The organism is Halobacteriovorax sp. DA5, assembly GCF_002903145.1.
GTDB lineage: Bacteria > Bdellovibrionota > Bacteriovoracia > Bacteriovoracales > Bacteriovoracaceae > Halobacteriovorax_A.
On record NZ_PPDJ01000002.1, the window covers coordinates 302,602 to 317,711 of the forward strand.

The 15,110-nt window shown below is 38.1% G+C and carries 7 protein-coding genes; 3 read left to right on the forward strand and 4 right to left on the reverse strand.

Translation table 11 applies throughout. The features are described 5' to 3' along the window. Window positions 1–105: 105 nt before the first annotated feature. Complete coding sequence (locus C0Z22_RS04810; RefSeq protein ID WP_103217207.1) at window positions 106–4,365, forward strand: hypothetical protein; 4,260 nt, start codon at window positions 106–108, stop codon at window positions 4,363–4,365. 42 nt (window positions 4,366–4,407) lie between these two features. Here C0Z22_RS04810 and C0Z22_RS04815 read toward each other — a convergent pair whose 3' ends face one another. The 3 genes from C0Z22_RS04815 to C0Z22_RS04825 form a co-directional block, all read right to left on the reverse strand. Further along, window positions 4,408–5,760 (reverse strand): TldD/PmbA family protein, encoded by a 1,353-nt coding sequence (locus tag C0Z22_RS04815; protein ID WP_103217208.1) that lies wholly within the window; start codon window positions 5,758–5,760, stop codon window positions 4,408–4,410. Beyond that, a complete protein-coding gene (locus C0Z22_RS04820) occupies window positions 5,760–7,145 on the reverse strand; it encodes a TldD/PmbA family protein (RefSeq protein ID WP_103217567.1) in 1,386 nt (461 codons plus the stop codon). Before C0Z22_RS04820 ends, C0Z22_RS04815 begins: the two co-directional genes overlap by 1 nt. An 82-nt stretch (window positions 7,146–7,227) precedes the next feature. Then, window positions 7,228–8,580 (reverse strand): cyclic nucleotide-gated ion channel, encoded by a 1,353-nt coding sequence (locus C0Z22_RS04825; RefSeq protein ID WP_103217209.1) that lies wholly within the window; start codon window positions 8,578–8,580, stop codon window positions 7,228–7,230. Between the two features lie 192 nt (window positions 8,581–8,772). On the opposite strand from C0Z22_RS04825, the gene htpX reads away from it, so the two are divergent. After that, window positions 8,773–9,657: a protease HtpX gene (htpX, locus tag C0Z22_RS04830; RefSeq protein ID WP_103217210.1), complete on the forward strand. Its 885-nt coding sequence runs from the start codon at window positions 8,773–8,775 to the stop codon at window positions 9,655–9,657. On the opposite strand, the gene C0Z22_RS04835 is transcribed toward htpX, so the two are convergent. Beyond that, a complete protein-coding gene (locus C0Z22_RS04835; protein WP_103217211.1) occupies window positions 9,654–10,778 on the reverse strand; it encodes a succinylglutamate desuccinylase/aspartoacylase family protein in 1,125 nt (374 codons plus the stop codon). The genes htpX and C0Z22_RS04835 overlap by 4 nt on opposite strands. A gap of 154 nt (window positions 10,779–10,932) precedes the next feature. Here C0Z22_RS04835 and C0Z22_RS04840 point away from each other — a divergent pair, with 154 nt between their 5' ends. Beyond that, a complete protein-coding gene (locus tag C0Z22_RS04840) occupies window positions 10,933–15,108 on the forward strand; it encodes a hypothetical protein (RefSeq protein ID WP_103217212.1) in 4,176 nt (1,391 codons plus the stop codon). The last annotated feature ends 2 nt before the right edge of the window (window positions 15,109–15,110 follow it).

The window sequence follows — 15,110 nt, forward strand, 5'->3', positions numbered from 1 at the left end:
GAATTTTGTACCTAAAATTAAACATTTATATTCTGCTTGAGTAAATTACTCATTATTCCGATAAAATATATATAAATTTAATCTTAAGGGAATTAAGAGGGAAATATGTTTCGTCTCATAATATTATTAACATTCACTACCTTGTTCAACTTTCATACCTATGCTTCAAATGATATGGCCAAGCTTGCTACTGAAGAAGCGAAAAAGCTTGAGACAATTGTTGGCAAGGGAAAAGAAATCGATAAGAAAGCTTTAAAAGCTTATATGAAAGAAAACCTTGATGGCACTAGTGATGAATATATTCAATTTCTCATTGATAAAGTAAAGAAAAAGCCCGTAAACACTCGTGCTAGAGAATTATCTCTTCTAATTTATACAGAAGCAAAATTTATTCCAAAAGGTGGCCCATGTTATTCACCAACTAATCAATGTGTGAAAGGTACAGTATGTGGACTTCCTCTTTATTCAAATTCAAAACATGTTTATGAGAAGTGTCTGGTTTCAAAAAAAGAAAATCAAGCTTGTTCTCCTTTAGAAGACTTTTGTGAGTCTGGCTCATGCAAGAAGATGAAGCGTCTAACAAATATTAATACATGTAGTATTGAAAAAGACTCTTGTTCAAAAGATAGCGAATGTTGTTCAAATTCATGTGATAAGACTCGAAAAGTATGTCGTGCAAATTATAAGTGCTCAAGTTGTTTCAGTGTTGGTCAACGACCTGATAAAGGCGGTGAGTGTTGTGAGTCTCTATTTAAAAACTCAAATGGAGTTTGTGCTCCAATTCTACCAACATTCTCAAAGCTGATGAATTTATTAATTCCTAGTGCCCATGCCTTTGGCAATGCAGGTGATTCATCAGAGATTCAATCTAAGGTCTCTACTCTTAAGTCAAAATTGAGTGCTTTACTATCAAATAATCAGGTCACAAGCACTAGAGCTAGTACATATATGGCAACTGTTGATAGTGAGTACAATTCATGTTTATCAAAACCTGAAAGAGTATATGATAATGATGCTCCAACTCGTTACCCTCGTAAGGAATGTTTTGAGCAACTATACGTTGGTGTCTCAACAGAGTACTCTCATCAACAACAAGTTGCTGCAAAAACAAGTGAGGCCACTAAATTACTAGATCACTTTAAAGAAGAGACGCAGGCAAATCCAAAGCATCCTCAAAACTCAAGTGATGCCTTTAATAAATTTGCGGCCCCATATCAAAATGCTATTGTTTCTTGTGCCAATAAGGGTGCTCCTCTCGGTTCAGACCATAGCACTCGTATGAAACTTGTTAATCAATGTATTGATAACGCTAAGATTACTATTAATGATGGAGTCGTAGAGGCAAATTATATTTCAATGATGACAGGGAAGGAGACAACTGACCCTGACTACACTCTTTATAATGGACATCAAAATGCTTCACCTCTATTTGAAGATGTTTACGTCTCAGATATGAAGTCTTGTCGTGTAAATCTATTTGGTGACTTTTTATCTGCTCAGTCAAATGACTACTTTGATGTTATGATGATGATGTATGCAATGGACTATACTACTGGTGGTAAGGACGAAGGTGACTTCTTTCATATTAAGTCTCAGTACAATACATATCGTCCTGCTAGTGGAAGTTATACTGGAACAGACAACCAACCGTATAATTGGAATATTCAAACGAATTCAATGCGTGGATTTAATTTTTCTCGCTTCGATCCCTCTATCGTAGGACGTGGTAAACCGCTGTGGGATGAATTTGATTACACTGTGGGTGAAGAGGCCTTAAAAGAGATCACAAATTATATTGAAGATTTACCAAAGAATGAAAAGAAAATATTCCTTCACTTATTCTATAACGGAAAGCTTACACCAGAAGCACGTAATAATATTGTAAATTACTACATGAAAGACGATGCAAAGTTTCTTGAAACTTTTGATGGCAATGATCCTAAGTCTGGTGCTGGACGCTATAATATTCGCGATGTGGTTCGTTTTGAGGCCATTAAGTATAAGCACTCTCAATTTAAGCTCTATTCTGTTTTAAAGAAAAGATCTCTTGAGATGATGTGTCGTTGTGTTGATACTGTAGGGCCGATGAGTCCAGAAGACTGGCTTCAGCCAGATGTTGAGGCCAATTACCTTGCTAATTGTAATGGGTTAGGAAAGTATGACACTTACGTTTTAAATAATGAAAAAGAAGTTTGTGATGAGACTGGTGGAAACTGTAAGAAGGTTTCTGATAAAGACTATATGCAAACAATCACAGAAAAAGAAAAGCAAGGTGTTGAGGCCCTTGGTGGTGAGTCCGCTGTTGAAGAAAACTCTCTAGGAAATGCTGTTGTTAAAAATGATGGATATTCTCTTAGAGATAGAGAACAAGACTATTTTGTGCAAACCCTAGATCAAGTAACTGCTTGTATTGGAAGTGGTGAGTGTACAAAATCTTCTCGTTACGGAGAGTTTGTTCAAAATGGTAAGGTTACTTTTACAGATGCAAGAAAAGAGACAGCAAAGGGCCATGGTATGGACTTTACTCTCTTTTTACGTGATATGGCCCTGATGAAGATTAAGGCCATTGAAGATGCAACTCTACAAAATATTAGCGCTGGTACGGCCCTTTTTGAATACACTGTGCAGTGGCTTAAGGAATACAATTGGAATTACATCAAATACAATGGAAAGAGGTACACTCTTGGTAAGAAGTGTCTCTATCCTGTATGTTGGATTATGAAGTTAATGAAGTTCTTTGGACTCCATAAGAATAGTCTTATTGGAAATCTCGTAAATATCACAACAGGTGGGATACTATTTGGTAGTGACTACGATGTTGATCTTGACCCTGAAAGAGGGCCAGAAAATATTTGTGGACCAAGAACCAGCTCGACTTGGAAGATTGCACGCGTTCCAGTCGGCCGAAAATACAAGATTAAATGTATGAGTTTTCACTCCCAGAATAATGATGTCTGTAATAAGGAACTTGCTGCAGGTGCTTGTACGAGAAATACTTATGCTAAAAAAGAGGGAAGTGTTGCACTTAAACTACTAGATCCGTTCTTGCCGGATATGTCGAGCCTGTATTCGACAAATTATACTTCACGCACAAAGATTCCATTTAATGCTGGAAAGAATGATATCCACAATTACTATGTGTTTAATGATCGAATTACAAATTTCTATCGTGACCATGCAAGAGGCTATTTCTTATCGACTCTTGTATCAGAAGATAATGGCGATGAAAAAGAAACTGAAGACCGTAGAAGAATGGCCGATGAATTTGCCCAATATGCTTATCGTTACCATTTTTATGCACCAAAGGTGAGTCGTCTTGACTACTATATAACACCTGGTCTTATTCCGTACTTTGAAATGTTAATTGCAAAACTTAATAATTTCATGGGACAAACACTAGCAAACCTTTCTGGAACGGCAGCATATGCTTTAAAAATGCATAATTACTATCATACTGTTAACGACGGTATTAATGCTTCCACTAATGTTGAGCGCAAGCAAACACACCGTGGTATTCCAGATGTTCAATTAAATAATGGATTTGGCCAGTTTACAAATTGGTTAGGTGGTTTTAGTACTGCAGGCGTTAAATTTGCTGATGCACTTAAGGGTGAAAAAACTCTAGATTCGACAGTTAGTGGAAAACTTCAAACAGGTGGAAATTCAACTAACTCAGCTATTTCTCGTTTAAGTAATGGAATTAGAAAGCAGCTTGATCGCAATGCTAAGAGACGTAAAGATACACAACTAATGAAAGACACCCTTGCAAAACGTGGTAAGAGTGGTGAATTTGCTTCTCTTCAAAGAATTGCAGATAAAAGAAGTGCTGAGCATAACTCAAACCTTTCTTCACTTACAGATTCTTTCCTTAATTCAACTCTAGGAAGTTCAGCGGCATCTCGTATTAAAAATCGTATGGCCAATCAGGGCCGTGGTGATGGAAGTCTATCTGGTGAAGGTTATACTCAAGGGGAAATCAATCCAGATGCACTCTCTTCAAACTCTAAGAACGCACGCGCAGCAAAAGGATATGGAGCTGGAAGTGGTGGCGATGGCCTAAATGGTTCAGGTGGCGCTGGTACGGATGGTATCGGAGCTGATGGATCAATTGCTGCAATTTCATTTGATAACCTTGATGAGACTGACGGACTTTTTGATATGGATGATGGTGCGATGGTTATGCTTGGTGATCAAAAGATGACTGCAGGCCAACTTAAAAATTATATTTCAAACATTAAAGATAAGCGCCAGCGCCAAAACCTTTTTCAAAGAGATGATAAGGAGTGGGAGCGTGAAGGTGTAACCCTATTTGAACTGATTTCTCAACGCTATCAAGAATCTGCATTTCCAAAAATGCTCAAATAAAAAAGGCCGCGATAAGCGGCCTTCTTTTTTAATCTTTCAGTATTATGATCCTGCAATCATTAAATCTTTGAAAAGAATTTTTGGTGTAAAGAATGAGTGGTCACTCGATTCTTCAAGCTTGTCACCAATTAGCTCAATTTCACTTAGCATTTTAAAGAAGTTACCACTAACTGTTACATCTTTAAAATAACCTTCAATTTCACCGTTATTCCATACACGCCCACTTACACCTAGTGAGAATTCACCACTAATTGGTCTAATCCCACTGTGAAGGCCCTGAGCTGTTAGGATTTCGACATAACGTCTAGAATTAAATTCGTCTTTTGTATTTGTACCAGCTTCAATGATGAAGTTTGAAGTCGTTGCTCCTAGTGCAGACTTCGCTCCACGAGTGGCACAGAAGTTATTGGCAAGACCTAGCTCTTTTGCTGTGGCACTATTGTGTAGAAACTGGGCAAGTTTACCATTTTCTAAAAGAGTATTTACTTGTTTCTTTTTTCCCTCTCCATCAAATGGACAAACACTATAACCACCAACGTAGAAAGGGTCGTCTTTAAATGTTAGGCGAGAGTCAGCAACTAATTCTCCTAGCTTGTCACGCCATGGATTTGACTTATCGATGGCCGCACGTGCACTAAATAGAAGCATAAAGCTTGAAAGGATACTATCGAATAGATCGATTTCAAAATTTACGTCATAATCACCAGTTTTGATTTGTTTGGCATCAATAAAGTTATTAGCTACCTCTAGTGAAGTATTGATTACTTTATCGTAGTCAAGATTTCTGAAGTCTCTCTTTGTATCTGCAAAGTAGTGCATAGCATTTTTATCGCCTTTTTTTATAAGAGCTGACGTGTATGCTGTATAGGCCTTTGATTGGTGAGTACAAAGAACTCCTTTTGAGTTTCCAATTGCAAAGTTTGAAACACCTTCAGCGATTCCATTATAAGGAGCACTTTGGCAGTTTTCGTCACGACGTCTTACTTCTGCTTCTAAATAAAGTGATTTTTCAATCATCTCATTTGCATCAGGTGCATGATCGACGTTAACACTAGGGTTGGCATCATCTAGTGTGATACCTTCTTCAATCATTTGATACTCATCAATTTTAGAAAACTTAGAGTTTTGAGAAGCGTTGTAAAGAGTCGTGCGAATGGCCTCATCACTTAGGTCTTCTGTAAAACTAAGGCCTACTCTTTGATCCTTAATAACACGTACACCAAGTGCACCAGTGTTAGACTTCTTGTATTCACTTAATTCACCTTGTTCGGCCTTAAGTGAAAATGACTCAGATCCTGAGATGATAACGTCAACGTTATCGATTCCCATATCCTTTGCCATATTAAGGGTGCGGTTAATATAGTCTTTTTGTAGCTCTGTTTTATTCTTACTCATTATTTACCTCCACCCACAAGAATTTCATCAACTTTAAGGGCAGGTTGTCCAACTGTTGTGTTTACTCCACCTGAAATTGAACCACAAACACCGGCCGCAAAATCAAGGTTATCTGAAACCATTGATATTTGCTTTAAAGCATCTGGGCCTGTTCCAATTAGAGTGGCCCCTTTTACAGGATCTCCAATTTTTCCATTCTTAATTTCGTAACCTTCGATAACAGAGAAGTTAAATTCACCTGTACCAGGACTTACTGATCCACCACCCATTTGAGCACAGTAGATACCGTGATCAATTGAAGCGATCATATCTTCAAACTTATCCTTACCTGCTTCAATATAAGTATTTCTCATACGTGAAGTTGGTGCATATTTATAGTTTTCACGACGTCCAGAACCAGTACGCTCAAAACCAGTCTTCATTGAACCCATCTTATCAACCATAAAGCTTGTAAGCTTACCGTCTTTAATAAGTTGAGTCTTTTGTGTCTTCATTCCTTCATCATCGATATTGATTGAACCCCAGTAGTTTTGATTAGTACCATCATCAACGGCACTAACTACACTAGAGGCAATCATTTGATCCATCTTATCCCAGAAAACAGAAGCTTTTTTAGCAACTGAAGTAGTTTCTAGTAAGTGACCACAAGCTTCGTGGAAGATAACGCCACCAAAACCATTATCAATTACTACTGGCATTTTTCCGGCCGGGCATGGCTTTGCCTTAAGCTTAGTTAAAACTTCTTTTGCCAGTTTTTCCGAAATATACTTAGGGTCTTGACCTTGAATGAACTCCCACCCAAGCATCGCACCTGGTGAATAACCAGCACTATCTTGAATCGTTCCGTCAGATGCAATACAAGACGCTCTAAGGCGTACATAGTTTCTCTCATCTGTGACGTGAAGTCCTTCAGAGTTGAAAATTTCAACCTCTTGGAAGCGTTGACTTGTTCCAATTGGAACTTGTGTGATCTTATCTGTTGTCCCACGAGTCAGGCGATCAATTTCAAGTAGAAGTGGAATTTTTTGATCAAGAGAAATATTGTTTTTAAGTCCAGTTTGAACAAAGTGATTTTGAATTGGTTTCTCAAAATTAAAATTTGTTGCAGTAACGAGAGGATCACGAAGATCTTTTGCACTTAAAGATGAAACAATATCGAGTAGTTCTTCTTTATTTGTTGAATTTGTATAACCGTAGAGAACTTTTGTTCCATAAAATAAACGGATACCAATTCCGAAGTTAATTCCGTTTTCAATATTTTCAACATTCGAACTCTTAATGCTGATTGATTCAAACGTTTGGCGATCGACAAAAATTTCTGCAAAGTCAGCGCCGCGAAGAAGTGCGTAGTCGATAACTTCCTTTGCAATTGTACTATCTAACATCATTGTGTTTCCTCCAAAATATTAGAATATCTTAACAAAGAATGGGGGTGATTAAAAGGCAACAAGCGTTTTTGAGTTGAATTTAAGCTGCTTCTGGTTCGTTTTTTTCCTGATCCTTAAGCTTTTGCTGAACACGTTTCACGCTTGGGCTGTGACGCTCTGAACGATCTGTGGAACGGCGAGTTGTTAAACTTGTGATACTAACGAGTAGGTCATTATGACGAGTTGTGATTTCATCAAATTGATCTTTATCAAGCCTATAAAGCTCACAATAACCAATGGCGCGAACATTAGCGTTTCGCTTGGTGTCGTGTAAAAGAGCACTCTCTCCAAAGAACTGGCCTTCGTGAAGAGTTGCAACAACATTTCCATCACTCAGGATAACCTCAACACTTCCGTGACCAATAAGGTACATTTCGTGTCCAGTTTCACCAATATTGATTATTGTTTGGCCTGGGCCATAGTATTTTTGCTCAAGGGCCGCGGCCACTTCTTTTAAGCAACTTGAACTTAGTGTTTTAAAGATAGGTAGATTACGAATAAGTTTTATATTCATATAAACTGTAAGCTCTCCTTGAAGTGCTTGAGGCAGTTCATTAATAATCTTATTATCATTTTCAGTTAATCTTTTTGTGACAAGGTGATTGTAGTAACTATAAACATTTTGCTGAAGACGTTCAGGAACGTTGTAATGCTTCATAAAACTAACTAGATCATGCATTTTTTCACGGTTTTGCTGCTTATAGCGCTCACCATCTTGGACCATCTTGTTGACTGTACCAATAACAAAACCGTAGACACCAACGCCTAAGATCATAATAACCATGGTAAAGAGACGTCCTTCATTAGTTGTTGGCGTAATATCTCCATACCCAATCGTTGTCAGTGTCGTTACTGTCCAATACATGGCAGTGATATAGTGAGTTGCACGATCTTGTACAAGAGACTGGTCAATAGGAGTGATCATAATCCAGCACAGACTAATCCAGTGTACAGCAACCATAAAGAGTGTAAGTACAGCTGTAAATTTAATCATCTTAGGAACAAAGGCCAGATTTGAAACCATCTCAAAGAGACGTGCAATTCGCACTAGGCGAAAGAGCCTAAAATAAGTAAAGGCATGAAAACCAAATGCGTAACTTAAAATATCATAGGGTATAGAGGCGATTAAATCGATCCCTATTAGTGCATACCACTTATTCTTATGGGCCTTAGACGTAAAACTCATATTCTGCGATCTCTTCTTACGAATTCTAATAATCAAGTCACAAACAAATAGTGAGGATACTGCAAAGTCACAAAAGAGTTGCCACTGTTGAATTTTAGTTTGAAAGATAAATGAAAACGGCGCTTCGATGGCCGTAAAGATAACTGCTGCAAAAATGATCGCATTCCATAAAATTTCTTTTCTTGTAATGTGTTTATTGTTGATCATTTTGCTCTTTTTAAATGAAAATCGTTAACAGTTCCTTATTAAATAGTCGGTTATTTATTATATTTCTTTAGGCCTTTCTGGTTTATTACTTTGAATTGTTAATTTTTTGTAAACAATAATTCGTCTTATTGACCAAATTTACGATTAATCTCTATCATATTGAGAATATTATTTTTTAGGAGTTAATCTAAAATGCTAAGAATTGGTTTATTTTTACTTACAAACATACTGGTCGTTGCCACAATCGGTATCGTTCTTAATTTACTTGGTATCCGCGGCTATATGACTGAAGCGGGGATGAATTATAATTCCCTGATCATCATCTGTGCTGTTTGGGGACTTGGTGGGTCTTTTATATCTTTGGCCCTTTCTAAATTCATGGCAAAAATGGCCTATCGCATGACTGAGATCTCTCCAAATGATCCTAATTATGGATGGGTTGCTCAAGCAGTTCATCAATATGCGCGCGCTAGTGGAATTAAGAACCCTGAAGTTTATATTTATAACTCAAATGAAGTAAATGCTTTTGCTACAGGGCCAAGCCGTAATAATTCAATGGTTGCGGTTTCTGCAGGTCTGCTTCATACAATGAGCCGTGATGAGGCAGAAGGTGTAATTGGCCACGAAGTCGCTCACATTGCAAATGGTGATATGGTGACAATGGCACTTGTTCAAGGTGTGGTAAACGCTTTTGTCATGATCTTATCGCGAATTGGGGCCATGGTTATCTCAAATGCACTTCGCTCTGATGACGAAGAGGGACCAGGACTTGGGCCTTTTGCCCATATGGCGCTTGTCTTTGTTCTCGATATTATTTTTGGCCTACTTGCAATGCCTATTACAATGTGGTTTTCACGCTTTCGTGAATATAGAGCAGATGCAGGAAGCGCGAAATTAGCTGGCCGTGAGAAAATGGTTGCAGCTCTTCAAAAACTTCAGCAGAGTACAAAAATGGTTGATAACTCAGATCCAAATCTTACAGCTTTTAAGATTTCGAGTGGGCCATCTTTTGCTGAGCTTTTTAGCTCTCACCCAAGCCTTGATAAGCGTATTCGCGCACTACAGACAGGCCTTTAAGATTCCTTTAACGTAAAATTCGTAAAAGCTTCTAATATACTCATGCCCCTTTTCACATTTGAACTTGGGGCATGATTAATGACAATACCATCACATGGTGCAATGATAGGGGAGATAACCTCTTCTAAGCTTTCAAGTTTATCAAAGTGATAGACACTCATGATCTTTTCACCCTTCTTAAACTTTTCTCCAGGAGCTTTGTGATACTCAATAAAGCCTGCACTTGGTGAAAAGAAGCCCTTGTAATTCTTTAATTCGCAGAAGTATTGTGTATTCTCTTTTGTGTTGATTTGGTCAGAAGCAATAACACCTCTCTTTACAAGGTAATTGTAAATATTGATCGCATCTATTTGGCCGGCCTTAGAATCTATAACTTCCTCACTGCCTAACTCTAGTGTGTAGGATTCAAAAGCATTTTGACTTTGATGAACCTCATGAAACTTTACCCATGGAAAAAAGCACGCCTCATCCATTGCTCCTCCAAACTCAGGAGGTATAACGAGATGGAAAGGGAAATTAAAGTCGGCCATTTTCTCTTTAAGATAATCTGGCCCGTAGATATAGCGACAACCTACACCTGCTGTGTGAAGATCGAGGACTATATCCGCATCACTTGCTAATTCTTGAAGAGTAATAAAGAGCTGCTTATTTTCATCGATACCATAGGCCTTGTGGTAACTTCTATATTCAGAAAATTTATTTTTAAGAAGTTCCTTATAAGCCTGCTTATTTTCACAGGCCTTAATTTCTTCTTCACTTATGAATCCTTGTCCCTCTTTTTGAGCAAAGAGGTTTAGATACATTCGATTCCAATTATCTCCTGTAATCGGGTTAAAGCGTCCATAAGTATATGTTCCCATCTTTACTGATGTCGCATATGGGTTTGCATTAGGAATCATCCTAATTCTTGCATGTATCTCTTCGTCTTCTAAAAGGTTTAAGAGTTTGAATATTGCCATATTCCCTTGTAGCTCAGCTCCATGAACATTTGCTTGGATATAGATTGTTGGCACATTCTCATCAATTTTATCAGGTATTAAATCGTAGATATGAATTTGGTACTGGGCGTGGTTTGTTTCATCAATTGCAATTGTGCTTTTTTCTAGTTTCCAATTAGACATACTCAACTCCCTAGTGCCTCATTTATAAGTCACTAAATTTTCGAAATTTGACAGATAACCATCTAATTATACATGAAAACCCGTAAGTTGTTTGAATTAATCAAAATTTAAATAATAATTAAGTAATTTCTGATGGCCAGACGATAAGGTAGCGATGATAAAAATAAGTCGACTTTTATATTCAGCTTTTCTAGTTCTAGCAGTAGTTCTATCAACAACTGCAAGTGCTAAGGTAGGTCAACGTATTTATACGCTTGATTTAACTAAACCAGAGTATAAGAACTTTATCACGCTTCAGTACTATCATAATTCAATTGTTGATTTTCATGAAAAAATTGAAAATGCAAGAAAGTATAAAAATCGTTATACATTCCAATTCTTAATTGAAGAAGCATACGCCGCTTCAAGTGAGTGCTTCCTTGCGGGACACAAGTCTACACTAGTAAATGGTAAGTGTCAGATCCCAAAAAGTATCTCATGTGAGACCAGTTTCTTTGGTAATAAAATTTTAAAGCTTAGATGTAATCCTCTACTATTTGGCCCAGGTCAAGATGGGCGTGGCGCTTGTGTTAATGCTCGTCAAAAGGGAAGTAGTAGCTCTAACTTTGGTACAAGCGCATGTAAGAATTCTGCAAGCGAATATACCACTCCTCAAATTGTGAAAGAATTATTAGACGATGAAAAGAAGATGCAGGCCTTTGATGATCTTGCTTCACAAGTTGAAGAGTTTTGTCGTGATAATATGGCCGATGCTTCTTGTTTAGAACAAAAAGATAGAATTGCTAAGATTAAAGAAAGTGTTGCTAAGGCAAAAGAGAATCAAGAAGGTATTGAAAAGGGTGTTGGCCTAGGGCTTTCTAAAGGCGTCGGTATCCTTTCACGTTGTGAAAAAGATTACCGTGCACAAGCTGAAGATAATACTCTTGGAACTTTCTTTATGAGTTCAAGAAATATTGGTGATACTCTTGTTCAAGTTGCTTGTAGTAATGACCAAGTAGTACAAAGTGTGAGTAGTTCTGAATTAAATACTCTTTCTGAGGATTTTGGACGAATTAAGAGACACTCTTCTATTAAATCTCTTCTAGATGATAGTTTAAAAATTGGAAGTGAACTTTCAATGAAGAATTATATTCTTCATAAACTTAAGTCTGATGGTGCTAGTGAGAATAATCTTGATCGTGCAATTGATAAAATTTTAAAGGAATCTCCAAGTTTCGCACAGGAGCCTTTTTTAGGTATTCTAAATAGTGCAAAAGATGAATTTAAAAAGGCCATCGCTGATGGAAAAATCAAAAAGACTAATAAGGGAGAGTTAAGATCAAAAGTTAATGATCTACTTGATGGAATCAATAATCAATGTGATAAAATTAAGACAAAATTTCCATGTGTAACTTCATCTCAGGTAGGAAACTACTACATGGGTGATACACCATATTGTACAACTGTAAGAAGTTCTCGAGCGTATAAAGACTTTATCGCGACGCAACAGAATAATTATGTTTCTAATTTAATGAGTTTTTCTAATGAAAATCCTGATTTTAGAAAGTATTACGCAACAAATGAATTTCGTTCGAAATTTCATGCACCATCAAATGACTTTGCAAAGGACTGTGCGGAGAAAACTTCTTTATTTGGGACAAGTAAGCCAGCAAGTGCAATTTCTACAAGTGATTTTGCAGATCTAGATAAGACTGTAAGTGAAAATATGCTTGAAGACTTAGAAGATCTTGAAGACAAGATTCCATCTTCGTCAAAAGATATTAACGATATGGATGACGATTTAAAGGATCTACTAAAGTATAGGCCATATCTTGTTGCGCAAGCATTCAAGAACAATCGTGCAATTCCAGGCCTCCAAGATATGCAAGCATCATTCCTATGCAGTCAGATGCGCGATATTTATGCCAATGATGAAACTTGGAAGCTAGCAAATATCACAATGGCCGGGGCAGGGATGGCACTATCTGGCGCCCTTGTCATGACAGGAATCGGAAGCCCAGTGGGGATTGCACTTGCTTCAGCGAGTTCTGCACTAATTGTTGGTGAGGCGGCCGTAGGTGTAAGAGAAATTAATGATGCTAATAAACAGCTTGATACAACTGATACAAAACACTCTCTTGGCCTTTCTTCAACTGAAGAAAATATTGAGGCCATTGCAGCTGCTGAGTCTCAAAAACTTAGTGGTCAGATTGCCGTTGGTTTATCACTTGTTAGTGTTGCAACCGATGGTGTAGCTGTAGCAAGATATGGTGCTGATGCCCTGAGTGCAACAAGAGCTGGCCGAAGTGCAGGTTCTACGACTGGTGCAGCTGTCGCTAAAACAGCTAAAGGTACACAGGTCGCGACAACAGCGACAAATGTATCTCCTGCACCAATTGGAATCTTAAATACTAAAACATTGCTGAACGCACCAAAGTCTCAATCTGTTATAGCACTACCTCCACCTAAGGTTCTTGGACTTCCGGCACCAACGACGACGAGTAAGGCCGTTGCTGTTGTTGATGATCAGTCACAAGTTCCAGCGATGCTAAGAAGACTTGAAAACCAATCTGGTGGTAAATTAACTAATGCAAGATTCTTATCTGATAAGGTTATTCCAGAGGTGAGAAGCTATATTAATGGATTTGATGAAGCCGCTAACCCAAATGTTGTTTTCTATACGCGTTTAGGAAAGCGTATGGAAACATTAAAAGAAGGAAAACTACTTGAGGATGGAAGTGGTCTAATTATCAATAAAGGTTCTGATAATTATCAGGCCATCATTGATTCAGGACTAGGAACAGTAACTGATAAGGGTGTTGTCCTTAAGTTTGGTATTGATATTGATAATATTAAAATTCTTTCTGATGCTAAGACTGCTCAAGGCCAGGCAATGAGAGCAGAGAGACACTTTGTTTTTAAAGAAACTCAGCTTCCGCAAATGAATGGAGCTGTTCGTAGTCTTGATGATGTTAAGGATAGAATCTATGATTTTTCTGGTTTAAGTGACCTTCAAAAGGCCACGACTTACCAAAATATTGAAAGTAAAATTACTCGAGGCGAGCGCCTAAGTGATATGGACTTACTTGCTTTGGCCTATCGTAAAGATGTTGCTAAAGGTGGTGAGCAAAGAGCACAGGGGATTCTTGACCTTGTTACATCAAGAGATCCATCTATCATTGATAAGTTAATTAGTGGCCCAAGTGCTGCTTCAACTGCTCGTCGTGAAGTCCTAAGACAGGCGGTAAGCTCAGGTAAGCCTACGACGCCGCAAATAGCATCAACTACCTCAAATGCTCTTATTACGAGACCAGCTCGCGCTCCACATGGGACTCCGCAAGGAGCAATTGCTGGTGAGAAGGCCCTCGGACTTCCTGCTCCGACTCAAGCTAGTCTTCCTGTTCCAACAAGTCCGGGAAGCCTTATAAAGGAAACAGGACAACGTATTGTTGATAAGGCCAGACAATTGGCCCATACAATTGCCAGAACAGATGATAAGATAGAGTTAATTAAGGCCGCTAATAAAAAAGCAAGTGATGCAAAGACAGCTAGTGACACTAAGACAGCTGTTAATGATGGAATTACAATTGAAGGTGAGTTTACAGATATTACGAATCAGGTAAATGCACCTAGATTAACTTCTGGTTCTAATGGATCAGTGAGACCTGGATTACTTGCAAACCCAGGTGTTAGACTGGCCGGTGTTCATGCTGCTCAAGGCTCAAGTGCGATTGAAGCGACTATTGCTACAGTAGTTGAGGAATATTTAGGTGGCGGTGAGGATACTCAGCACGAGCTAGATATTAATGAGCCAGATCCACCAGCAGCAACAGAGCCTACTGATGAAGCTCAACCTGAACCTCCAGCAGCACCGGCAAGTACAGATGCAGATATTAATATTGATTTCAATGGTTCGAAACCTGCTATTTCTGTAACTTTTGAAGCGACAAAGGTTAGTGCTTGTAAGCTTAAAAAGACATATTTTGAAGAAGATGAAGATGGTAATCGCAAAGAGAAAGTTAGCACACTTAATTCTTCACTAGAGAATGGTAAAGAATATGAGTTATCGTCTTATGACTATGCCTATATTGTCTCTGTTGAGTGTAAGGCCACAGAAGGTGACTTTAAATTAGTTACAACTGAAAACTTCAGTGATCCAAAACTATTTATTACAGGGTTAAATGAAGGTAAGGCAGAGTATGTCGTAAATGAGTGTGATGGCGAAAGTTGTGCTTCTGAAAGCTCTAATGGCCCAGGTAGAGGAGTTCCAAGACTTACTCCTGCGCAGCTTAGACAAATGGCCCCGCCTAATATTCAACTGGAAAATATTCCAATTTTAAATACTTTATAATT